The 23647-nt window shown below is 54.8% G+C and carries 22 protein-coding genes; 19 read left to right on the top strand and 3 right to left on the bottom strand.

All coding sequences use genetic code 11. The features are described 5' to 3' along the window. Window positions 1-22 precede the first annotated feature (22 nt). Genes tamA through C2U41_RS25320 form a run of 3 tightly spaced genes read left to right on the top strand, consistent with a single transcriptional unit; the run spans window position 23 to window position 5876 of the window. Window positions 23-1756: an autotransporter assembly complex protein TamA gene (gene tamA, locus C2U41_RS25310; RefSeq protein ID WP_103848377.1), complete on the top strand. Its 1734-nt coding sequence runs from the start codon at window positions 23-25 to the stop codon at window positions 1754-1756. After that, window positions 1753-5529: an autotransporter assembly complex protein TamB gene (tamB, locus tag C2U41_RS25315; RefSeq protein ID WP_103848378.1), complete on the top strand. Its 3777-nt coding sequence runs from the start codon at window positions 1753-1755 to the stop codon at window positions 5527-5529. The genes tamA and tamB overlap by 4 nt, the downstream gene beginning before the upstream one ends. Window positions 5530-5531: 2 nt before the next feature. Beyond that, window positions 5532-5876: a gamma-glutamylcyclotransferase family protein gene (locus C2U41_RS25320; protein ID WP_003025723.1), complete on the top strand. Its 345-nt coding sequence runs from the start codon at window positions 5532-5534 to the stop codon at window positions 5874-5876. Between the two features lie 104 nt (window positions 5877-5980). Here the strand turns inward: C2U41_RS25320 and ppa are convergent, their stop codons facing one another. Next, a complete protein-coding gene (gene ppa / locus C2U41_RS25325) occupies window positions 5981-6508 on the bottom strand; it encodes an inorganic diphosphatase (protein WP_003025726.1) in 528 nt (175 codons plus the stop codon). A gap of 309 nt (window positions 6509-6817) precedes the next feature. On the opposite strand from ppa, the gene ytfQ reads away from it, so the two are divergent. The 5 genes from ytfQ (at window position 6818) to C2U41_RS25350 (ending at window position 12620) form a co-directional block, all read left to right on the top strand. Continuing rightward, window positions 6818-7774 carry a galactofuranose ABC transporter substrate-binding protein YtfQ gene (gene ytfQ, locus C2U41_RS25330; RefSeq protein WP_003025728.1) on the top strand — a complete coding sequence of 319 codons (957 nt, stop codon included), beginning with the start codon at window positions 6818-6820 and terminating at the stop codon, window positions 7772-7774. A 103-nt stretch (window positions 7775-7877) separates the two neighbouring features. Further along, window positions 7878-9380 carry a galactofuranose ABC transporter, ATP-binding protein YtfR gene (ytfR, locus tag C2U41_RS25335; protein ID WP_016149467.1) on the top strand — a complete coding sequence of 501 codons (1503 nt, stop codon included), beginning with the start codon at window positions 7878-7880 and terminating at the stop codon, window positions 9378-9380. A 13-nt stretch (window positions 9381-9393) separates the two neighbouring features. Then, window positions 9394-10416, top strand: coding sequence for a galactofuranose ABC transporter, ATP-binding protein YtfT (gene ytfT / locus C2U41_RS25340; protein ID WP_008323019.1), 1023 nt, complete (start codon window positions 9394-9396; stop codon window positions 10414-10416). Further along, window positions 10403-11404, top strand: a complete 1002-nt coding sequence (gene yjfF, locus C2U41_RS25345; protein WP_003025736.1) for a galactofuranose ABC transporter, permease protein YjfF — start codon at window positions 10403-10405, stop codon at window positions 11402-11404. Before ytfT ends, yjfF begins: the two co-directional genes overlap by 14 nt. 103 nt (window positions 11405-11507) lie before the next feature. Continuing rightward, window positions 11508-12620 (top strand): methyl-accepting chemotaxis protein, encoded by a 1113-nt coding sequence (locus C2U41_RS25350; protein ID WP_003025738.1) that lies wholly within the window; start codon window positions 11508-11510, stop codon window positions 12618-12620. Between the two features lie 114 nt (window positions 12621-12734). Here C2U41_RS25350 and fbp read toward each other — a convergent pair whose 3' ends face one another. Next, on the bottom strand, window positions 12735-13733 hold the full coding sequence (gene fbp / locus C2U41_RS25355; RefSeq protein ID WP_003025742.1) for a class 1 fructose-bisphosphatase: 999 nt from the start codon (window positions 13731-13733) through the stop codon (window positions 12735-12737). 175 nt (window positions 13734-13908) lie between these two features. Between fbp and mpl the strand changes: the two genes are divergently transcribed. Beyond that, window positions 13909-15288: a UDP-N-acetylmuramate:L-alanyl-gamma-D-glutamyl-meso-diaminopimelate ligase gene (gene mpl / locus C2U41_RS25360; protein WP_003839563.1), complete on the top strand. Its 1380-nt coding sequence runs from the start codon at window positions 13909-13911 to the stop codon at window positions 15286-15288. 107 nt (window positions 15289-15395) lie between these two features. On the opposite strand, the gene yjgA is transcribed toward mpl, so the two are convergent. Next, window positions 15396-15947 (bottom strand): ribosome biogenesis factor YjgA, encoded by a 552-nt coding sequence (gene yjgA / locus C2U41_RS25365; RefSeq protein WP_003025750.1) that lies wholly within the window; start codon window positions 15945-15947, stop codon window positions 15396-15398. Between the two features lie 95 nt (window positions 15948-16042). Between yjgA and pmbA the strand changes: the two genes are divergently transcribed. The 10 genes from pmbA (at window position 16043) to dagF (ending at window position 23629) form a co-directional block, all read left to right on the top strand. Continuing rightward, window positions 16043-17395: a metalloprotease PmbA gene (gene pmbA / locus C2U41_RS25370; RefSeq protein WP_032937740.1), complete on the top strand. Its 1353-nt coding sequence runs from the start codon at window positions 16043-16045 to the stop codon at window positions 17393-17395. Window positions 17396-17441: 46 nt separating this feature from the next. After that, window positions 17442-17828, top strand: coding sequence for a cytochrome b562 (gene cybC / locus C2U41_RS25375; RefSeq protein ID WP_003025756.1), 387 nt, complete (start codon window positions 17442-17444; stop codon window positions 17826-17828). A 331-nt stretch (window positions 17829-18159) separates the two neighbouring features. Then, on the top strand, window positions 18160-18468 hold the full coding sequence (locus tag C2U41_RS25380) for a glycine dehydrogenase (RefSeq protein WP_003025758.1): 309 nt from the start codon (window positions 18160-18162) through the stop codon (window positions 18466-18468). 10 nt (window positions 18469-18478) lie between these two features. Beyond that, window positions 18479-18841 (top strand): SFCGS family glycine-rich protein, encoded by a 363-nt coding sequence (locus C2U41_RS25385; protein ID WP_003830384.1) that lies wholly within the window; start codon window positions 18479-18481, stop codon window positions 18839-18841. 2 nt (window positions 18842-18843) lie between these two features. Beyond that, the gene (locus tag C2U41_RS25390; RefSeq protein WP_003025762.1) at window positions 18844-19143 is read left to right on the top strand and encodes a DUF4312 family protein; all 300 of its coding nucleotides are present in this window, start codon (window positions 18844-18846) and stop codon (window positions 19141-19143) included. 22 nt (window positions 19144-19165) lie between these two features. After that, window positions 19166-19942 carry a DUF4311 domain-containing protein gene (locus C2U41_RS25395; protein ID WP_103848379.1) on the top strand — a complete coding sequence of 259 codons (777 nt, stop codon included), beginning with the start codon at window positions 19166-19168 and terminating at the stop codon, window positions 19940-19942. 11 nt (window positions 19943-19953) lie between these two features. Next, window positions 19954-20598, top strand: a complete 645-nt coding sequence (locus C2U41_RS25400; protein WP_003830379.1) for a DUF4310 family protein — start codon at window positions 19954-19956, stop codon at window positions 20596-20598. Window positions 20599-20656: 58 nt separating this feature from the next. Further along, window positions 20657-21790 (top strand): amidohydrolase/deacetylase family metallohydrolase, encoded by a 1134-nt coding sequence (locus C2U41_RS25405; RefSeq protein WP_016149471.1) that lies wholly within the window; start codon window positions 20657-20659, stop codon window positions 21788-21790. Then, window positions 21774-22892 (top strand): DgaE family pyridoxal phosphate-dependent ammonia lyase, encoded by a 1119-nt coding sequence (locus tag C2U41_RS25410; protein ID WP_003025770.1) that lies wholly within the window; start codon window positions 21774-21776, stop codon window positions 22890-22892. Before C2U41_RS25405 ends, C2U41_RS25410 begins: the two co-directional genes overlap by 17 nt. Then, window positions 22889-23629: a 2-dehydro-3-deoxy-phosphogluconate aldolase gene (gene dagF / locus C2U41_RS25415; protein WP_103848380.1), complete on the top strand. Its 741-nt coding sequence runs from the start codon at window positions 22889-22891 to the stop codon at window positions 23627-23629. Before C2U41_RS25410 ends, dagF begins: the two co-directional genes overlap by 4 nt. The last annotated feature ends 18 nt before the right edge of the window (window positions 23630-23647 follow it).

Here is a 23647-nt window from a genome sequence, read left to right on the forward strand (position 1 = left end):
AAAAGGATATTCAGGAGAAAATGTGCCACATATCCGTCAGTTATGTTGGGTGGGATTACTGTGCTTAAGTGGCTCCGCCGCCGCCGCGAATGTTCGCTTACAGGTCGAAGGATTATCAGGACCGCTGGAGAAAAACGTCCGTGCGCAGCTGTCCACGATTCAAAGTGATGAAGTCACTCCAGACCGACGCTTTCGTGCGCGCGTTGATGATGCCATCCGCGAAGGGCTAAAAGCGCTGGGCTACTTTGAGCCGACCATTGATTTTGAACTACGTCCACCGCCGGCGAAAGGCCGCCAGGCGCTGATCGCCAAAGTGACCCCCGGCGAGCCGGTGCTGATTGGTGGCACCGAGGTGATTTTGCGTGGTGGCGCGCGTACGGATAAAGATTATCTGGATCTGTTGAAAACGCGCCCGGCAATCGGCACCGTGCTGAATCAGGGGGACTATGACAACTTCAAAAAGTCACTCACCAGCGTGGCGCTGCGCAAAGGTTATTTCGACAGTGAATTTAATAAAAGCCAGCTTGGAATAGCGCTTGAGCGCCGCCAGGCGTTCTGGGATATCGATTACAACAGCGGTGAACGCTATCGCTTTGGGCATGTCACCTTTGAAGGCTCGCAAATTCGCGATGAGTATCTGCAAAATCTGGTGCCCTTTAAAGAAGGTGAAGAGTACGAGTCGAAAGATCTGGGCGAACTGAACCGTCGTCTGTCGGCGACCGGATGGTTTAACTCCGTGGTCGTCGCGCCGGAGTTTGATAAAGCCCGCAAAACCAAAGTGCTGCCGCTGAAAGGCGTGGTCTCACCGCGCACCGAAAACACCATCGAAACCGGGGTCGGCTATTCAACTGACGTCGGGCCACGGGTGAAGACCTCGTGGAAAAAGCCGTGGATGAACTCCTACGGCCACAGCCTTACGACCAGCGCCAGTATCTCGGCACCAGAGCAGGTGCTTGATTTCAGCTATAAAATGCCGCTGTTAAAGAACCCGCTGGAACAGTATTACCTGGTACAGGGCGGCTTTAAGCGAACCGATTTAAATGACACCGAGCAGGACTCTACAACGCTTGCGGTTTCCCGTTACTGGGACCTCTCCAGCGGCTGGCAGCGCGCGATTAACCTGCGCTGGAGCCTCGACCACTTTACCCAGGGTAACGTCACCAACACTACTATGCTGCTCTATCCGGGCGTGATGATCAGCCGGACGCGCTCACGCGGCGGCTTGATGCCTGTCTGGGGCGACTCTCAGCGTTATTCTATTGATTACTCCAACACCGCCTGGGGGTCAGATGTTGATTTCTCCGTTTTCCAGGCGCAAAACGTCTGGATCCGTACGCTGTACGATCGCCATCGTTTTGTGATGCGCGGCAACCTCGGCTGGATTGAGACCGGAGACTTCGACAAAGTACCACCGGACCTGCGTTTCTTCGCCGGGGGCGATCGCAGTATTCGCGGCTATAAATACAAATCTATTTCGCCGGAAGGTAGCGACGGCAAGCTGAAAGGGGCCTCCAAGCTGGCAACTGGCTCGCTGGAATACCAGTACAACGTGACCGGTAAATGGTGGGGCGCGATGTTTGTCGATAGCGGTGAAGCGGTCAGCGATATTCGCCGAAGCGATTTCAAAACCGGTGCCGGGGTCGGCGTACGCTGGCAATCACCAGTGGGCCCTATCAAGCTCGACTTTGCCGTCCCGGTCGGCGACAAAGATGAACATGGTTTACAGTTTTACATCGGTCTGGGGCCTGAATTATGAGTTTATGGAAGAAGATAAGCCTCGGTGTGCTGATTTTTATCCTGCTGTTGTTAGGCACGGTGGCGTTCCTCGTCGGTACCACCTCGGGCCTGCATCTGATCTTCAAAGCAGCTAATCGTTGGGTTCCGGGGCTGGAGATTGGTCAGGTCACCGGCGGCTGGCGGGATTTATCACTGAAAAATATTCGTTATGACCAGCCTGGCGTGGCGGTGAATGCCGGCGAAGTGCATCTGGCTGTGGGGCTTAACTGCCTGTGGGACAGCAGTCTGTGCGTCAACGATCTGGCACTGAAAAACATCAATGTGGCGATCGACAGCAAAAAGATGCCGCCATCCGCGCCGGCTGAGGAAGAAGAGAGCGGTCCGCTTAACCTTTCCACGCCTTACCCCATCACGCTTTCACGCGTGGCGCTTAACAACATCAATATCAAAATCGATGACACCACGGTTTCGGTGCTGGATTTTACCTCCGGCCTGAACTGGCAGGAAAAAACGCTGACGTTGAAGCCAACGTCATTACAGGGGCTGCTGATTGCTCTGCCCAAAGTGGCGGAAGTGGCGCAGGAAGAGGTTGTCGAACCGAAGATTCAAAACCCGCAGCCGGATGAAAAGCCGCTCGGCGAAACGCTAAAAGATCTGTTCTCACAGCCGGTGCTGCCGGAAATGACCGATGTCCATCTGCCGCTCAATCTCAATATTGAAGAGTTTCGCGGCGAGCAGCTGCGCGTGACCGGAGATACGGATTTAACGGTCCATAACATGCTGCTAAAAGTGAGCAGCATTGACGGCAACATGAAGCTCGACGCGCTGGACATCGACTCGAATCAGGGAACGGTAAAAGCCAGCGGCACGGCGCAACTGACCGACACGTGGCCGGTTGATATTACGTTAAACAGCACGCTAAACATCGACCCATTAAAAGGCGAAAAGGTGAAGCTGAAGGTCGGCGGCGCGCTGCGCGAGCAGCTGGAAGTCGGCGTCAATCTGTCTGGTCCGGTGGATATGGACCTGCGTGCACAGACGCGTCTGGCTGAAGCCGGATTACCGCTCAACATTGAGGTGGTGAGTAAGCAGGTTTACTGGCCGTTTACCGGTGAGAAACAGTTCCAGGCCGATGACATCAAACTCAAACTGACCGGTAAGATGACCGACTATACGCTGTCGATGCGTACCGCCGTGAAAGGTCAGGATATTCCACCGGCTACCATCACGCTGGACGCCAAAGGCAACGAGCAGCAGATCAATCTCGACAAACTCAGCGTTGCGGCGCTGGAAGGGAAAACCGAGCTGAAAGCACTGGTGGACTGGCAGCAGGCGATCAGCTGGCGCGGGGAGCTAACGCTGGATGGTATCAACACCGCAAAAGCGATCCCGGACTGGCCGTCAAAACTGAATGGCCTGGTGAAAACTCGCGGCAGTCTGTACGGCGGAAGCTGGCAGATGGAGGTTCCCGAGCTGAAGCTGACCGGCAACGTGAAGCAGAACAAGGTCAATGTGAACGGTTCGCTGAAGGGGAACAGCTACCTGCAGTGGACGATCCCGGGCCTGCATCTGGAACTGGGGCGCAACAGTGCGGACGTAAAAGGTGAACTGGGGGTTAAAGACCTCAACCTCGACGCGACGATTGATGCCCCAAGCCTGGATAACGCGCTGCCGGGGCTGGGCGGTACGGCGAAAGGGCTGGTAAAAGTTCGCGGTACGGTTGAAGCACCACAGCTGCTGGCGGATATTACCGCCCGTGGTCTGCGCTGGCAGGAACTTTCCGTTGCTCAGGTACGTGTTGAAGGGGATGTGAAATCGGCCGAGCAAATCGCCGGTAATCTTAATGTTCGCGTAGAGCGGATTGTACAACCTGACGTGAATATTGGCCTGGTGACGCTCAACGCCAAAGGCAGTGAAAAGCAGCACGAGCTGCAGTTGCGCATTCAGGGGGAACCGGTTTCCGGGCAACTGGATCTTGCCGGGAGCTTTGATCGCAAAGAACAGCGCTGGAAAGGAGAGTTAAGCAATACCCGCTTCCAGACGCCGGTCGGTCCGTGGTCGCTCAACCGGGCTATCGCGCTGGATTACCGTAATCAGGAACAAAAAATTAGTATCGGACCGCACTGCTGGAACAACCCGAATGCGGAGCTGTGCGTACCACAGACGATTGATGCGGGCGCGGAAGGGCGCGCGGTGGTGAATCTAAACCGCTTCGACCTGGCGATGCTAAAACCGTTTATGCCGGAGACAACCCAGGCCAGCGGCGTGTTCACCGGTAAAGCCGATGTGAGTTGGGACACCACCAAAGAGGGGCTGCCACAGGGGCAGGTCACCCTGAGCGGACGTAACGTGAAGGTCACGCAAAGCGTTAATGATGCACCGCTCCCCGTGGCGTTTGAAACGTTGAATCTGACCGCCGACCTGCACAATAACCGTGCAGAGCTGGGCTGGCTGATTCGTCTGACCAACAACGGACAGTTTGACGGACAGGTGCAGGTAACAGACCCGCAAGGGCGCCGTAATCTGGGCGGTAACGTCAATATTCGCAACTTCAATCTGGCGATGGTGAACCCCATCTTCTCGCGCGGTGAAAAAGCGGCAGGGATGATCAACGCCAACCTGCGGCTGGGCGGCGATGTGCAAAGCCCGCAGTTGCTCGGACAGCTGCAACTGAGTGGTCTTGATATAGACGGTAACTTTATGCCGTTTGACATGCAGCCAAGCCAGTTAGCCGTTAACTTCACCGGAACACGCTCAACGCTGGCGGGCGTGGTGCGTACGCAGCAGGGAGAAATTAACCTGAGCGGCGATGCCGACTGGAGTCAGATAGACAACTGGCGGGCGCGCGTCGCGGCTAAAGGCAGTAGGGTACGTATTACCGTACCGCCAATGGTCCGCCTGGATGTCTCGCCGGACGTGGTCTTTGAAGCCACGCCAAGCCTGTTCACCCTCGATGGCAACGTGGATGTGCCGTGGGCGCGTATCGTGGTACATGACCTGCCGGAAAGCGCGGTTGGGGTTTCCAGCGATATGGTCATGCTTAACAACAATCTGCAGCCCGAGAAACCGCAGACCGCCGGCATTCCGATCAACAGCAACCTGAACATCCACGTCGGTAACAACGTGCGTCTTGACGCCTTTGGTCTGAAAGCGCGTCTGACGGGCGATCTGAAAGTGGTGCAGGATAAGCAGGGGCTGGGGCTGAACGGACAAATTAATATTCCGAGCGGTCGCTTCCATGCCTATGGTCAGGATCTGATTGTACGTAAGGGCGAGCTGTTGTTCTCCGGTCCGCCGGATCAGCCGTTGCTCAACATCGAAGCGATTCGTAACCCTGATGCCACCGAAGACGACGTGATCGCTGGCGTTCGCGTCACTGGTACCGCCGATGAACCGAAGGCGGAGATCTTCTCTGACCCGGCAATGTCGCAGCAAATGGCGCTTTCCTACCTGCTACGCGGACAAGGGCTGGATAGCGAGCAGAGCGATAGCGCAGCGATGACCTCAATGCTTATTGGTCTGGGGGTTGCACAAAGTGGTCAGGTTGTGGGTAAAATCGGGGAGACATTTGGCGTAAGCAATCTGGCACTGGACACGCAAGGGGTGGGCGACTCATCTCAGGTGGTTGTCAGCGGATACGTACTGCCAGGTCTGCAGGTGAAATATGGTGTGGGTATATTTGACTCCTTAGCGACACTCACGCTACGTTATCGTCTGATGCCTAAGCTATATCTGGAAGCAGTGTCTGGCGTAGATCAGGCACTTGATTTGCTCTATCAGTTCGAGTTTTAGCAATGCGAATATTTGTCTACGGCAGTTTACGAACCAAACAAGGCAACAGCCACTGGATGACCAATGCCCTGTTGCTGGGAAATTTCAGTATCGATAACTACCAGTTGTACAGCCTGGGCCACTATCCAGGCGCGGTTCCGGGAAATGGAACAGTACACGGGGAAGTTTATCGTATTGATAACGCCACGCTGGCAGAGCTTGACGCTCTGCGTACCCGTGGCGGTGAATACGCACGCCAGTTAATTCAAACGCCGTACGGAAGTGCATGGATGTACGTGTACCAACGTCCGGTTGATGGCTTAACGCTGATTGAAAGCGGTAACTGGTTAGACAGAGACCAGTACTGATGTGAACACGCCACCTTCGGGTGGCGTTGTTTTATGTACCTGTTGCACTTGTATCAGGGCACAAAAAAGCCCCGACATGCGGGGCTAAGCATCAAAAGTAAAACTTACTTCTTCGCGCGCTCGAAGGAAGCAACGATTTCAGCTTTAGCGGCTTCAGCGTTGTCCCAACCGTCAACTTTTACCCATTTGCCAGCTTCGAGATCTTTGTAGTGCTCGAAGAAGTGGGTGATCTGCGCTTTCAGCAGTTCCGGCAGGTCGGTCACATCTTTGATGTGATCGTATTCTTTGCTCAGCTTGGTGTGCGGTACAGCAACCAGTTTCGCATCTTCACCGGATTCGTCGGTCATTTTCAGTACGCCAACCGGGCGGCAACGAATCACTGAACCTGGCTCCAGCGGGTACGGAGTCGGGACCAGAACGTCTACCGGGTCACCATCCAGAGACAGGGTGTGGTTGATGTAACCGTAGTTGCACGGATAGAACATCGCGGTGGACATGAAGCGGTCAACGAACAGGGCGCCGCTCTCTTTGTCAACTTCGTATTTGATCGGATCTGCGTTAGCAGGGATCTCGATAACAACGTAGATATCTTCCGGCAGGTCTTTACCGGCAGGGACGTTGAGTAAGCTCATGTCTGTTTCCTTTAAATAAGCTATGGCAAACAAGTGGCGGGTATTATAGCCAACTCGCGCGGAATGTCTCCGCTTGTTTTCGCTTTCTCTGCGTGCATTTTCTTCTTTTTACCTCTCTCTCGTGACAGAAAAGTCCATATCTTCAGCCGCATTTTTCATAGCGAGATGAAAGCGATTACAAAGTTGTGATTAACGTTTTATTTACTTTTTTGAAGTGTGATGTAACGCAATCCGTTACATGCTCAATTGTCTATAGTTTTTTCGCAACGGTTAATTAACCAACAATAATCACCCTACGAGGACGCACTTATGTGGAAGCGCTTACTTTTAGTCACAGCAGTTTCGGCAGCCATGTCGTCTATGGCAATGGCAGCCCCTTTAACCGTAGGATTTTCGCAGGTTGGCTCTGAATCCGGCTGGCGTGCAGCAGAAACCAACGTCGCGAAAAGCGAGGCCGAAAAGCGGGGAATTACGCTGAAAATCGCTGATGGTCAACAAAAGCAGGAAAACCAGATTAAAGCAGTTCGCTCATTTGTTGCCCAGGGCGTCGACGCCATCTTTATTGCGCCGGTCGTGGCAACAGGTTGGGAGCCGGTTTTAAAAGAAGCGAAAGATGCCGACATTCCGGTCTTTTTGCTTGATCGTTCCATCGATGTAAAAGACAAATCTCTCTATATGACCACCGTCACCGCCGACAACGTGCTGGAAGGCAAATTGATCGGCGACTGGCTGATTAAACAAGTGGACGGCAAGCCGTGTAACGTCGTTGAGCTGCAAGGGACCGTCGGGGCCAGCGTGGCGATCGATCGTAAAAAAGGCTTTGCTGAAGCCATCGCCAGTGCGCCAAACATCAAAATTATCCGCTCTCAGTCCGGTGACTTCACCCGCAGTAAAGGGAAAGAAGTGATGGAGAGCTTTATCAAAGCAGAAAACAACGGCAAGAACATCTGCATGGTTTACGCCCACAACGATGACATGGTGATCGGTGCTATCCAGGCGATCAAAGAAGCGGGTCTGAAACCCGGCAAAGATATTCTCACCGGTTCTATCGACGGCGTACCGGATATCTACAAAGCGATGATTGACGGTGAAGCCAACGCCAGTGTCGAACTGACGCCGAATATGGCGGGTCCGGCATTCGACGCGCTGGAGAAATTCAAAAAAGACGGCACGATGCCTGAGAAGCTGACCATTACCAAGTCGATCCTTTATCTGCCGGATACGGCGAAAGAAGAGTTAGAGAAGAAGAAAAACATGGGCTACTAAGCCTTCATGAAAATGCCGGGGGGGCTGCGCTTGCCCGGCCTACATTACGCTCTTTTGTAGGCCGGATAAGCGTAGCGCCATCCGGCGTGATGCAGGGGGAATCATGACCACCGACCAACATCAGGAAATCCTCCGCACCGAAGGATTAAGCAAATTCTTTCCCGGCGTCAAAGCGTTGGATAACGTGGATTTCAGCTTGCGTCGCGGTGAAATTATGGCGCTGCTGGGGGAAAACGGAGCCGGCAAATCGACGCTCATCAAAGCGCTGACCGGCGTTTACCATGCAGATCGCGGCACTATCTGGCTCGAAGGCCAACCGATCTCCCCCAAAAACACCGCCCATGCCCAGCAACTGGGGATTGGCACCGTGTACCAGGAAGTGAACCTGCTGCCCAATATGTCGGTTGCCGATAACTTATTTATTGGTCGTGAGCCGCGGCGTTTTGGCCTGCTTCAGCGCAAGCAGATGGAAAAACGCGCGACGGAGCTGATGGCGTCATACGGTTTTTCCCTTGACGTGCGTGAGCCGCTGAACCGCTTTTCCGTGGCGATGCAACAAATCGTCGCCATCTGTCGGGCGATCGATCTCTCCGCGAAAGTGCTGATCCTCGATGAGCCGACCGCCAGCCTCGATACCCAGGAAGTTGAAATGCTGTTCGGTCTGATGCGTCATCTGCGCGATCGGGGCGTCAGCCTGATCTTCGTCACTCATTTCCTCGATCAGGTTTATCAGGTCAGCGATCGCATCACCGTTCTGCGTAACGGCGGCTTCGTTGGCTGCCGTGAAACCCGGGAATTACCGCAAATTGAACTGGTCAAAATGATGCTGGGTCGCGAACTGGATACCCATGCGCTACAGCGTGCGGGACGCACATTGCTTAGCGATAAGCCGGTGGCGGCCTTTAGCGACTTTGGCAAAAAAGGCACCATCGCGCCGTTTGATCTACAGGTGCGTCCCGGTGAGATCGTCGGTCTCGCAGGGCTGCTGGGATCCGGGCGAACGGAAACGGCAGAGGTGATCTTCGGTATTAAACCCGCCGACAGCGGAAGTGCGCTGATCAAAGGCAAACCGCAGACCTTGCGATCGCCGCATCAGGCTTCGTGTCTGGGAATCGGTTTCTGTCCGGAGGATCGCAAAACGGATGGCATTATTGCCGCCGCTTCGGTGCGGGAAAACATCATTCTGGCATTGCAGGCGCAGCGCGGCTGGCTGCGGCCTATCCCACGGAAAGAACAAAACGAGATTGCCGAGCGTTTTATCCGCCAGCTCGGAATTCGCACCCCTAACGCTGAACAGCCGATCGAGTTTCTCTCCGGCGGCAATCAGCAAAAAGTATTGCTCTCGCGCTGGTTACTGACCAAACCGCAGTTCCTGATCCTCGATGAACCCACGCGTGGGATCGACGTCGGCGCACATGCCGAGATCATCCGCCTGATCGAAACGCTGTGCGCGGATGGTCTGGCGCTGCTGGTCATTTCATCCGAACTGGAAGAGTTAGTGGGCTATGCCGATCGGGTCATTATTATGCGCGATCGCAAACAAGTGGCCGAGATCCCACTGGCTGAACTGTCCGTACCGGCGATCATGAACGCCATTGCGGCCTAAGGAGACTATGGTGATGCCTCAATCTCTCCCTCAATCCAATCCGCCTAAACGGCGGTTCCGTTGGCCAAAGGGGATGCCACAACTGGTGGCGTTACTGCTGGTGCTGCTGGTGGATAGCCTGGTCGCCCCGCACTTCTACCAGGTGATTTTGCAGGATGGTCGGCTGTTTGGTAGCCCGATTGATATTCTCAACCGCGCCGCTCCCGTGGCGCTGTTGGCGATTGGTATGACGCTGGTGATTGCCACCGGCGGCATCGACCTTTCCGTGGGGGCCGTCATGGCTATTGCTGGCGCCACTACTGCGGCGATGACGGTGGCCGGGCACAGTCTACCGGTGGTGCTGCTTGCCGCCTTAGGCTCCGGCATTCTGGCTGGGCTGTGGAATGGGATTCTGGTGGCCATACTCAAGATCCAACCGTTTGTTGCCACGCTAATCCTGATGGTGGCCGGGCGTGGAGTGGCGCAGCTTATCACTTCCGGGCAAATCGTCACTTTCAACTCGCCCGAGCTGTCGTGGTTTGGTAGCGGCTCGCTCTTACTGTTCCCTACGCCGGTAATTATTGCACTGCTCACGCTGGTGGTGTTCTGGCTGCTGACGCGGAAAACGGCGCTGGGTATGTTTATCGAAGCGGTGGGTATCAACATTCGTGCGGCAAAAAACGCTGGGGTGAACACCCGCATTATCGTGATGCTCACCTATGTGCTGAGCGGCCTGTGCGCGGCTATCGCTGGCATTATCGTCACGGCGGATATTCGTGGGGCAGATGCCAATAACGCCGGATTATGGCTGGAACTGGATGCCATCCTGGCGGTAGTCATCGGTGGTGGCTCGCTAATGGGCGGGCGCTTTAACCTGCTGCTGTCGGTGGTAGGCGCGTTGATTATTCAGGGCATGAACACCGGGATTTTGCTGTCGGGCTTCCAGCCGGAACTGAATCAGGTGGTCAAAGCCGTGGTGGTGTTGTGTGTGCTGGTCGTGCAATCACAACGCTTTATCAGCCTGATAAAAGGAGTGCGTGGTCATGATAAAACGTAATTTACCGCTGATGATCACCCTCGGCGTGTTTGTGCTGGGCTACCTTTACTGCCTGACGCAGTTTCCAGCTTTTGCTTCCACCCGGGTGATTTGCAATATCCTGACCGATAACGCTTTTTTAGGGATTATTGCCGTGGGCATGACCTTCGTGATCCTCTCTGGCGGGATCGACCTTTCCGTTGGCTCGGTGATCGCGTTTACCGGCGTATTTTTGGCGAAGGCCATTGGCTATTGGGGTATTTCCCCGCTGCTGGCGTTCCCCCTGATTTTGCTGATGGGCTGCGCGTTTGGCGCGTTTATGGGGTTACTGATTGATGCGCTGAAGATCCCAGCATTCATTATTACGCTGGCGGGAATGTTTTTCCTGCGCGGCGTCAGCTATCTGGTCTCTGAAGAGTCGATCCCAATTAACCATCCGATTTATGACACGCTCTCCAGTCTGGCATGGAAAATTCCTGGCGGCGGTCGCCTGAGCGCGATGGGGTTGTTAATGCTGGGCGTGGTGGTGATTGGCATCTTCCTTGCGCACCGTACGCGCTTTGGTAATCAGGTTTACGCCATTGGCGGCAACGCCACCTCTGCTAACCTGATGGGCATTTCTACTCGCAGCACAACGATCCGCATTTATATGTTGTCTACCGGGCTGGCGACGCTTGCCGGCATTGTGTTTTCCATTTACACCCAGGCGGGTTATGCGCTGGCGGGCGTTGGCGTTGAGCTGGATGCGATTGCCTCAGTGGTGATTGGCGGAACGCTGCTAAGCGGCGGCGTGGGAACGGTGTTGGGTACGTTATTTGGCGTGGCGATCCAAGGGCTGATCCAGACCTACATTAATTTTGATGGCACATTAAGTTCCTGGTGGACGAAGATCGCGATTGGCATTTTATTGTTTATTTTTATAGCGTTACAACGCGGTCTGACGGTGCTTTGGGAAAATCGTCAAAGCTCGCCGGTTACCCGAGTGGGTACGGCGGCAACACCAAAGTAACATCCTGATTTTGCACAAAACATTTAAATACCTAAACTTTTTCCGGTTGTAGTCGATAGGTTCTGTACAGGTCTGTTTTAACCCTACAACCGGAAATATAACGATGCCAAAATCCCTTTCAATTCGATCAAGTTTGTTGGTGTTATTGTCTTTGCTGACTTTCCTTCTGTTACTGACCGGTGGTATGGGGCTATATGCCTCTACGCGTGTCATTACCTCATTGATTTATCACGGTATTATGAGCGCTGCGATGTTGACTGCTATCGCATTGCTGGCAGTTATTTGGTTTATGCTGCGAAATAAGTTTCTCAAACCGCTGGATAATATGGTTGAGCAACTGGAACGTCTGGCGACGGGGGATTTATCACCGGTTACCACGCTGTCGGCCAGCGCTGAATTCAACCGCCTGAACGCGGCAATGGATGACATGCGCCATGCGCTGGGCGACTCGGTACAACGCGTACGCGATGCCAGTTCGCAAATTGATATTGGCAGTCGTGAACTGACGGCCGGGAACCAGCATCTGGCGCAACGCACTGAATCGACAGCCACTTCATTGGAGCAGACTGCCGCCAGCATGGAAGAACTCACGGCGACGGTGAAACAGAATGCGCAGAACGCGGAACAGGCTCACCAACTGGCAAAATCGGTGTCGGATACCGCCGATCGCGGTAGTGAAATGGTGTGCTATGTGATCGAGAAAATGCGCGATATTTCCGGCAGCTCCAGCCGAATCGCCGACATCCTCAGCGTAATCGACGGTATTGCTTTCCAGACCAATATCCTGGCGCTCAACGCTTCCGTTGAAGCGGCGCGCGCCGGTGAGCAGGGGCGGGGCTTTGCGGTTGTTGCAGGTGAAGTACGTAATCTGGCCAGCCGCAGCGCCGAGGCGGCCAAAGAGATCCGCACGTTAATCAGTGATTCACACACCCACGTAGGGGAAGGTAGTGAGCTGGCGCAGCAGGCGGGCGAAACCATGGATGAGATTGCCAATGAAGTCATGCGCATGACCAAACTGATGCGTGAAATTGCCAGTGCGTCCCAGGAACAGAGTCGCGGCATAGAGCAGGTGAATATTGCGGTGATTCAGATGGATGAAACGGCGCAGCAAAATGCGGCGCTGGTACAGCAGTCGTCAGCGGCTACCCGCTCGCTGGAAGAACAGTCTTCAGCGCTAATCGAAGCAATGGCCGTATTTAAGCTACAGACAGCCTAACCGTGCGTAGGCCGGATAAAGGCGTTTACGCCGCCATCCGGCAATATCACCGTATTGTGCCGGATGGCACTTCGCTTATCCGGCCTGCAGCGTGCTGTAGGCCGGATGTTGCGCTTACGCGTCCGGGAACTCGCGGATAAAGCGTTCTACATCTTCAACCATATGGTCGTTACCCACGAAGAAGGAGCGGCGCTGGTGCAGGCTTTCCGGGATGATATCCAGAATACGATTTTTACCGTCGCTCGCCTTGCCGCCCGCTTGCTCGGCCAGCAGGGCCATTGGGTTGCATTCATACAGCAGACGCAGTTTCCCTTCCGGGTGGCTGGCAGTGCTTGGGTACAGGTAGATCCCGCCTTTCAGCAGATTGCGATGGAAGTCAGCAACCAGAGAGCCAATGTAGCGCGAGGTGTACGGGCGCTGGGTTGACTTATCTTCTTCCTGGCAGAATTTAATGTACTTCTTCACGCCGTTCGGGAATTTGATGTAGTTACCTTCGTTAATGGAGTACGTGCTGCCTTTCGCCGGGAAGCGCATACGTTCCTGGCTGAGGCAGAATACGCCCAGAGAAGGATCGTAGGTGAAGGCGTGCACGCCACAGCCGGTGGTGTACACCAGCATGGTGGAAGAACCATAAACCACGTAACCTGCAGCAACCTGCTTGTTGCCCGGTTGCAGGAAATCCTCTTCCGTGACCGGTGTGCCGACTGGGGTTACGCGGCGGTAAATAGAGAAAATTGTACCGACAGAGACGTTAACATCGATGTTGGATGAGCCATCCAGCGGATCCATTAGCACAACGTATTTAGCGTGTTCACAGCCTTCAAAGACGACGATTTCATCTTCTTCTTCCGAGGCAATGCCCGCCACAATGTCGCGCGCCTTCAGTGCAGCTTTCAGTTTTTCGTTCGCGAACAGATCGAGTTTTTGCTGAACCTCTCCCTGCACGTTCTCAGCACCGCTGGCACCCAGGATATCGACCAGACCGGCCTTGTTGATATCGCGGTGGATGATCTTGGCGCCCAGCTTTATTGCCGACAACAAAGCAGTGAGTTCACCGGTAGCATGAGAAAACTCGTGCTGCTTTTCGACAATAAATTCACCTAACGTTTTCATAACACTTTCCCTGCAATTTATGTGGAGTAAAGCGACCGCAACAATATTAACAAATATTTCTATTGCTGCGCTTAGGTGAATCGCGCCAGCAAACTGCGGAATATCCTGAAATGCGTTTCTCACTTGCCGGACATGTGCGTAAAATGGCCCCCAGATTAAAAAAGGATAGTGACGTATGCGCATTCATATTTTGGGAATTTGTGGCACTTTCATGGGCGGTCTGGCGATGCTGGCGCGCTCGCTCGGTCATGAAGTAACCGGTTCGGACGCCAATGTGTATCCGCCGATGAGTACCTTACTTGAGAAGCAAGGCATTGATCTGATTCAGGGTTACGATGCCAGCCAGCTCGACCCGCAGCCGGACTTAGTGATCATCGGCAATGCCATGACCCGTGGTAATCCGTGTGTGGAAGCGGTTCTCGAGAAGAACATTCCGTACATGTCTGGTCCGCAGTGGCTGCATGACTTTGTATTGCGCGACCGCTGGGTACTGGCGGTTGCGGGTACGCACGGCAAAACCACCACCGCCGGAATGGCGACCTGGATCCTCGAAGCCTGCGGCTATAAGCCTGGCTTTGTGATCGGCGGCGTACCGGGTAACTTCGAGGTTTCTGCGCGTCTTGGCGAAAGCGACTTCTTCGTGATTGAAGCGGATGAGTACGACTGCGCGTTCTTCGACAAGCGTTCTAAATTCGTGCATTACTGCCCGCGTACGCTGATCCTCAACAACCTTGAGTTCGATCACGCGGACATCTTTGACGATTTGAAAGCGATCCAGAAACAGTTCCACCATCTGGTGCGTATCGTGCCGGGCCAGGGACGCATCATCTACCCGGAAAACGACATCAATCTGAAACAAACGATGGCGATGGGCTGCTGGAGCGAACAAGAGCTGGTGGGCGAACAAGGTCACTGGCAGGCGAAAAAACTGACCACCGATGCTTCTGAGTGGGAAGTATGGCTGGACGGTGAAAAAGTCGGCGAAGTGAAGTGGGGCCTGGTGGGCGAGCACAATATGCATAACGGTCTGATGGCGATTGCGGCCGCGCGCCATGTGGGCGTCGTGCCTGCAGATGCAGCTAATGCGCTCGGTTCATTCATTAACGCCCGTCGTCGTCTTGAGCTGCGCGGTGAAGCCAATGGCGTGACGGTGTATGACGATTTTGCCCATCACCCGACGGCCATTCTGGCAACGCTTGCGGCGTTGCGCGGTAAAGTGGGCGGTACGGCGCGCATCATCGCAGTGCTGGAGCCTCGCTCGAACACCATGAAAATGGGCCTGTGCAAAGACGATCTGGCGCCGTCGTTAGGCCGTGCGGACGAAGTGTTCCTGCTGCAACCTCCGCATATTCCGTGGCAGGTAGCCGAAGTCGCTGAAGCCTGCGTTCAGCCGGCACACTGGAGTGGCGATGTGGATGCCCTGGCAGATATGGTGGTGAAAACCGCGCAGCCAGGCGATCACATTCTGGTGATGAGCAACGGCGGATTTGGTGGTATTCATCAAAAACTGCTGGATGGCCTGGCGAAGAAAGCTCAGGCAGAAGCGGAAGAGTAAAAAAATGCCCGGCGGCGCTACGCTTACCGGGCCTACAACGTGTTAACGGATTGTAGGCCGGATAAGGTGATTGCACCGCCATCCGGCACTTTCGGCAGACGAAGAGGTTAGGCCTCGTTTTCCGCCAGTTCACGCAGATACTGGAAGATCTGGCGGGAAGATTTTGGCGGCTTGTTGCCCGCTTTTTCTTTCCTGGCGTTACGCACCAGCGAACGCAGTTGCTGGCGGTCGGCGTCAGGCCACAGATTCATCACTTCTTCGATGGCTTCATCGCTACCGTCAACCATACGGTCACGCAGTTGCTCCAGCTTATGGAAGACAACGACCTGCTGGTTGTGACGATTTTTCAGCTTGTCCAGCGCCTGACGGATAGGATCAACATCGCGCTGGCGCAACATTTTGCCAATCAACTGCAACTGGCGGCGACGTCCTTCCATCTTAATACGCTGGGCCAGCTCAATGGCGGCACGTAAATCCGCATCAAGCGGGATCTTATCCAGCGCGTTTTTCCCCAGATCAACCAGTTCCGCACCCAGGCGTTTTAACTCCTCGGCATCGCGTTTAATTTCACTTTTACTGACCCAGATAATTTCATCGTCTTCGTCTTCGATGTCATCACCGGGAACGTCGTCGAGCCAGTCTTCGGGCTGCTTTGTCATTTCAGGCTCCTTAAAAAAAGAGGCTAATGTTACCAGTTAAGATGCGCACTGAAAAACGGTTCTCTGTTAGACTTCAGAGAAACTCTCTCTACATTATGGCATTTGCGATGAAAGTAATCTCACAAGTTGAAGCGCAGCGTAAGATTCTGGAAGAAGCAGTCTCGACGGCACTGGAATTAGCGTCAGGTAAGTCGGATGGCGCGGAAGTCGCTGTGAGCAAGACCACGGGTATTAGCGTCAGCACCCGTTATGGTGAAGTGGAGAACGTCGAATTCAATAGCGATGGTGCACTGGGGATTACGGTTTATCACCAGAACCGTAAGGGCAGCGCATCGTCCACCGATTTAAGCCCGCAGGCGATTGCACGCACCGTGCAGGCTGCGCTGGACATTGCACGTTACACTTCGCCGGATCCGTGCGCAGGCGTGGCAGATAAAGAACTGCTGGCCTTTGATGCGCCCGATCTGGACCTGTTCCACCCGGCGGAAGTCTCGCCTGATGAAGCCATCGAACTGGCTGCTCGTGCTGAACAGGCGGCGCTGCAGGCTGATAAGCGTATCACCAATACCGAAGGCGGCAGCTTTAACAGCCACTATGGCATCAAAGTGTTTGGTAACAGCCACGGCATGCTGCAGGGCTACTGCTCCACGCGTCATTCCCTTTCCAGCTGTGTAATCGCGGAAGAAAATGGCGATATGGAACGCGATTACGCCTACACCATTGGCCGGGCGATGGGCGATCTGCAAACGCCGGAGTGGGTAGGGGCTGACTGTGCTCGCCGCACCTTATCTCGTTTGTCGCCGCGTAAGCTGTCCACCATGAAAGCGCCGGTGATTTTCGCCAACGAAGTGGCGACCGGACTGTTCGGACACCTGGTCGGCGCGATCGCCGGCGGTTCGGTGTACCGCAAATCCACCTTCCTGCTGGATTCGCTGGGCAAACAAATTCTGCCGGAATGGCTGACTATTGAAGAACATCCGCACCTGCTGAAAGGGCTGGCGTCTTCACCGTTCGACAGCGAAGGGGTACGGACTGAACGCCGTGACATTATTAAAGAAGGCGTGCTGACTCAATGGCTGTTGACTAACTATTCCGCACGTAAGCTGGGGCTGAAGAGCACTGGGCATGCGGGCGGGATCCACAACTGGCGAATTCCGGGACAAGGTCTAAGCTTCGAGCAGTTGCTCAAAGAGATGGGCACAGGTCTTGTGGTTACCGAGCTGATGGGACAGGGCGTAAGCGGCATTACCGGCGATTACTCGCGCGGCGCGGCGGGCTTCTGGGTCGAAAATGGTGAAATTCAGTATCCGGTGAGCGAAATTACCATCGCCGGTAACTTAAAAGAGATGTGGCGCAATATTGTGACCGTGGGGAACGATATTGAAACGCGCAGTAATATCCAATGTGGTTCGGTATTGTTACCGGAGATGAAAATCGCCGGGCAGTAATACTCGTTAAGGCGTTAATTTTTAATAATAAAAAAGGAAGTGAGCAATGCGTAAACACCTGTTAGCGATCGTCGCGGCTTCAACGCTGGTTCTTGGTTCTTCTGCGTTTGCAGCCGATCTCGAAGATGACATGGGGATCCTCAACGACAACCTGAAAATTGTCGAAAAAACGGATAATGCGACTGAACTGAAAGACGCGTTAACCAAAATGCGTGCAGCCGCGCTGGACGCGCAAAAAGGTACGCCGCCGAAGCTGGAAAACAAATCCCCGGACAGCCCGGAGATGAAAGATTTCCGCCACGGCTTTGACACGCTGATCGGCCAGATTGACGGCGCGCTGAAGCTGGCGAACGAAGGTAAAGTTAAAGAGGCGAAAGCCGTTGCGGAAGAGCTGAAAACCACGCGCAACGAAAACCACAAGAAGTTCCGCTAATCTGCGCTACCCGGCCTGCATACCCGTAGGCCGGATAAAATCCCCCGCTACTACACGCCCATAAGTAAACGCTATCCCCATCACATTTTTTCATTTTTATCGTCCATTCATTGTTCGCACTTCCTTCCATTTTGCTGCCCACTCTTGCGATCTCAATCACATTCTTCCGGTGATAAATCGTGGTTCCAGCCCTTTTTGCGGCACAGATCACTATCGCTGCACACCTTTCCACTTCGAAGTGGAAAACAACTCGCTACAAACTTATAACCTCCGTCGCTAATTTACCCTCAGAGACATTAACGGGGTAAGACGAGTGAATAACGGAGCTGTAATGAATGACATGGGGGAATCGGTGGAACTGGCCGACCGCATGCTGGCGCAGGTGTATGCCTTGCTGCGTGAACGCAACATTATTCCCAACGCCGTACAGGAACAAATGCTGACGTCGCATGTTCGCGCCATGGCGCACCGCTCGGTAACGGGTGAACCCTTACCAGAAGTCGATGCCAGCTTGTTTGATGAAATATCTGCCGAGTCAATGGCGCTTGCCCGCGACGTGGTCGCCGAGTTTGGCAATCTTCCTGAGGAAGAGGCCTGGCTGCTGTCGGTGCACTTTGAAGTCGCGAAAGACAACCTTTAAGGAGAAAAAGATGGAACAGATTACCGTAGTGATTGGCGATCGTCTGGGTAAAGGCCAGAAAGTGGCGGCAGGCGTAGAGAAAGCGGGTGGCCGTGCCGTTGTGGTGCCGGGCGTTGCAGCAGATATGAAGCTGGGTGACGTGATGAAGGCGGAAAACGCCACCTTTGGTATCTCGTTTTGCGGCAGCGGTGGTGCGGGTGCGATTACTGCGCAGACCAAATACGGCTACAAGGCGAAATACGGCATGCGTTCGGTCGATGAAGGGGTAACCGCCATCAACGAAGGGTGCAACGTACTGGGATTCGGCTTTATGGACAAAGAAGAGCTCGGCGAGCGCCTGGTGCAGGCCTGGCAAAAGAAACACGGCGCTTAAGCATGAAAGAGCAATTCACCACCACGGTGAGAGTCACGGGTAAGGGCGAGACCAAAGCTCGCGCCTTTGCCGATGCCCTGAACCACGTTCAGGCTGCGGTGATGAAAGCGTCGCCGCATATCTTACTGCGTATTGAGCCACAGGATGTGCAGGTTGTTCAAGCGCGCGAATCGGTGCGTAAAGAGGCGTTTTTATTCCTCTTTTTGCGCCGGGAAAGACGCACTTTCAGCGTGGAGCTGGACGTGACCGTCAACGTGACTGCCATCAATCTCGACAAGGTGGATTTCGTTACGCAACGCTGATTTTCTATTAAAAGGCATAATTATGTTCCTGATAATATTAATAAAATCGCTCATCATCGGCGCGTTGGTTGGCGTTGGTGTCGGCGCTGGGGCTGCACGCATGTTTCATGCGCCTACCACTCAAGGGATGGGCGCGTTTCGTACTCTTGGAGAACTGAATTCCTGCGAAGGGGATCCGGCTTCTCACTTCTCGTTCGGTCTGGGCTTCTTCTTTAACGCCTGGGCTTCCTCCGTTGCGGCGGGGGCGTTCACTCAGGACGTCGACCATCGCACCATCCCCAACTGGGGTGCCGCCGCGCTGATGATTAAAAATCGCAACGTCGGTGAAACGCTGCACGATCCTAAGCGCATGGCAATTGCCTGCGGCGTTATCGGGATGATCGTGGTGACCTTCCTGAACCTCACTGCGTCATCCGTACCGGAAGCGCTGCAGGTTACCGCCGTCAAGGTGCTGGTGCCAGCGGCTAACCTGCTGGTTAACACCGTGATGCCGGTGATCTTCTGGCTGGCGGCGATCGACGCCGGTAAAAAATCCGGCTTCTGGGCCACCGTTTTTGGCGGCGCGGCGCAGCTGATCATGGGCAACGCCGTTCCGGGGCTGGTGCTCGGCATTCTGATAGGCAAAGGTGTTGAAGAAAGCGGCTGGAACCACGTCACGAAAGTGATGATGGTAGCTATCGTCGCGCTGTTTGTCCTGAGCGGCTTCTTCCGCGGTTTCGATATGAAGATGATCGAATCCTTCCATCTGACCGTGCCTAACTGGCTCGAACTTATCCACAACTCGCTCAGCGGCAAATAACGGAGGTCATCATGGAACAGAATAAAGGTTTTTGGTTCGCTGACTGGTCGTTCCCGATCTTCGTGGGCCTGCTCTCATCCGGCGTATTTGCCGGAACGCACATGTACTACCTGTACGGTATTGGCGCATTTAACGAAGTGGCTTTTGTGGCGATGCTGAAAGCTGGAATGGATACCGGCTCCTACGGGGCGGTGGCGGCATTTGGCGCAAGTTTCCTGTTTGCCCGCATCATTGAAGGTTCGCTGGTGGGTATTCTGGATATCGGCGGGGCGATTCAGACCGGGGTTGGGTTAGGCGTTCCGGCGCTGCTACTGGGCGCGGGCATTATCTTCCCGGTCGCCAACTTTGCCGCCTCGCTGGTCACCGGTCTGGTGATTGGTCTGGCGATTGGCTACATCATCATTCTGGCGCGTAAGTTCACCATCAACCAGAGCGACTCAACCTACGGTGCGGACGTCATGATGGGGGCCGGTAACGCCTCCGGCCGCTTCCTCGGACCGTTGATTATCCTCAGCGCGATGACGGCTTCTATTCCTATCGGAATCGGTTCTCTGGCGGGTGCGCTGCTGTTTTATCTGTGGCAAAAACCGATTACCGGCGGGGCGATCCTTGGGGCAATGATCCTCGGGTCCATCTTCCCGATTGCCATTAGCTAACTGTTGATTTGCAGGCCGGATAAGGTGGTTACGCTGCCATCCGGCATAGGAGAGAGCGATGTTTGATTTACTCCTGCGCCGTGCGCGCCTCGTTGACGATACGGTGAGCGATATTGCGCTCAAAGACGGCAAGATCGCGGCGTTGGGCGACGTTGATGGCCCGGCGCTGAAAACCATTGAGCTGGGCGGCGAGTGCTACGTCAGCGCAGGCTGGATTGACTCCCACGTTCATTGCTACCCGAAATCCCCGATTTACCACGACCAGCCGGATAGCGTCGGTATTGCGACCGGCGTCACTACCGTGGTGGATGCGGGCAGTACCGGGGCGGATGACATCGACGATTTTTACACCCTGACCCGGGAAGCTGCCACCGAGGTGTATGCGTTGCTGAATATCTCCCGCGTTGGGCTTATCGCCCAGAACGAGCTGGCCAACATGGCCAATATTGACGCTGATGCGGTGCGAGAGGCGGTGAAACGCCACCCTGATTTTATCGTCGGTCTGAAGGCACGTATGAGTAGCAGCGTAGTCGGTGAAAATGGCATCACGCCGCTGGATCGCGCCAAAGCGATGCAAAAAGAGAACGGCGACCTGCCGCTGATGGTGCACATCGGCAACAACCCGCCGGACCTGGATGAGATCGCCGAGCGCCTGAGCGCGGGTGACATCATTACCCACTGCTACAACGGTAAGCCGAACCGCATTCTGACGCCGCAAGGCGAGTTGCGGGCGTCAGTGACGCGGGCGATTTCACGCGGCGTGCGTCTGGATGTTGGGCATGGCACCGCCAGCCTGAGCTTTGCGGTGGCAAAACGCGCTATTGAACTGGGGATTTTGCCACACACCATCAGTTCCGATATTTACTGTCGCAACCGTATCAGTGGCCCGGTGCATTCTCTGGCGAATGTGATGTCGAAATTTCTCGCCATTGGGATGTCGCTTCCGCAGGTTATTGAGTGCGTTACCGCCAATGCTGCCGACGGCCTGCGCCTGAAACAGAAGGGGCGACTGCAGGTCGGTCTGGATGCTGATTTAACCCTCTTTACGCTTAAGCGCCAGCCAACCGTGCTGGTAGATGCAGAAAACGACAGCCTGCAGGCTGAACAACTGCTGGTGCCGCTTGCCGCAATACGTGCGGGCAAGGGCTATATGACCGAACAAGGGAGCGCGGAACATGCCTTCGATTTTTGAGAAATACGATTTAAAACAGGTGATTAATACCTCCGGCCGCATGACGGCGCTTGGCGTTTCCACGCCGCGACCAGAAGTGGTTGAAGCGGCGATGGCGGGGATGAACCACTATTTCGAGATGAAAGATCTGGTCAATAAAACCGGCGACTACATCGCGAAATTGCTGGAAGTGGAAGGGGCAACCGTTGTCTCTTGCGCCTCGGCGGGGATCGCCCTGTCGGTGGCTGGCGTATTGGTTAAAGACAGCGACTGGCTGCTGGAGAACCTGCACGTCACGCCCATCGAGAACAACGAAATCGTGCTGCCCAGAGGCCACAACGTCAACTTTGGTGCTCCGGTGGGTACCATGGTGGCGCTTGGCGGCGGTAAGTTAGTGGAGGCTGGTTATGCCAACGAATGTTCCGCGGCGCAGCTGGCTGCGGCCATTACACCGCGTACGGCGGCCATTCTGTATATCAAATCTCACCACTGCGTCCAGAAAAGTATGCTCAGCGTGGAGCAGGCTGCGGTGGTGGCGCGTACGCATAACCTGCCGCTGATCGTGGACGCGGCGGCGGAAGAAGATTTGCAATGCTACTACCGGGTTGGCGCAGATCTGGTTATTTATAGCGGCGCGAAGGCGATTGAAGGACCAACCAGCGGTCTGGTGATAGGTAAAACCCAGTACGTTGAGTGGGTGAAACGCCAGACGGCGGGAATTGGCCGGGCGATGAAGGTGGGGAAAGAGGGAATTCTTGGCCTAACCTGCGCCATCGAACTGTATCTGAACGCGCAGAAAGAGAGTGGCGCGGAGATGGTCGAGAAAATGACGCCGTTCATTAATGCGTTGAACCAGCTTAACGGCGTGAGCGCCCGCGTGGTGTGGGATAGCGCAGGGCGCGACATCGCACGCACGGAAATTAAGTTTGATGAAGCGGTAACCGGGATCGCCACGGGCGAACTGGTTGAAGCCCTGAAACAAGGCGAGTACGCGATTTACTTCCGTGGTTACAAAGCTAACGAAGGCATTATCGAAGCCGATGTGCGCAGCGTCGATCGTGCGCAGCTGGAGATTGTGGCCCGTCGAATTGGTGAAGTGATTTCGCAGGAGAAAGAAGTATGAAACTGACCCCTAACTTTTATCGCGACCGCGTCTGCCTGAACGTGCTGGCAGGCTCCAAAGAAAATGCGCGGGATATTTACGCGGCGGCGGAAGGACACGTGCTGGTTGGTGTGTTGTCAAAAAATTACCCGGATGTCGCAAGCGCAGTAGCGGATATGCGTGAATACGCAGCGCTTATCGACAATGCGCTCTCCGTGGGATTGGGGGCAGGCGACCCAAACCAGTCGGCGATGGTCAGTGAAATTTCCCGTCAGGTGCAGCCGCAGCATGTTAATCAGGTCTTTACCGGCGTGGCCACCAGTCGCGCGCTGCTGGACCAGCAGGATACAGTAGTCAACGGTCTGGTCTCGCCAACCGGCATGCCGGGCAGGGTGAAAATCTCCACCGGTCCGCTGAGCAGCCAGACGCCGGACGGTATTGTGCCGGTAGAAACCGCGATTGCGCTGCTCAAAGATATGGGCGGTAGCTCGATTAAATACTTCCCGATGGGCGGCCTGAAATGCCGTGAAGAGTACATTGCCGTAGCGCAGGCCTGCGCCCGTCATGACTTCTGGCTGGAGCCAACCGGCGGTATCGACCTGGATAATTTCACTGAAATCCTGCAGATTGCCCTCGATGCCGGAGTGAGTAAAATCATTCCTCACATCTATAGTTCGATTATTGATAAGGTGAGTGGTAACACTCGTCCGGATGACGTACGCCAGCTGATGGCGATGACCCGGGCCTGCGTAGGCTAACTGACTGATGAGGAAACT

It is taken from the genome of Citrobacter freundii complex sp. CFNIH4 (assembly GCF_002934505.1).
GTDB classification, from domain to species: domain Bacteria; phylum Pseudomonadota; class Gammaproteobacteria; order Enterobacterales; family Enterobacteriaceae; genus Citrobacter; species Citrobacter freundii.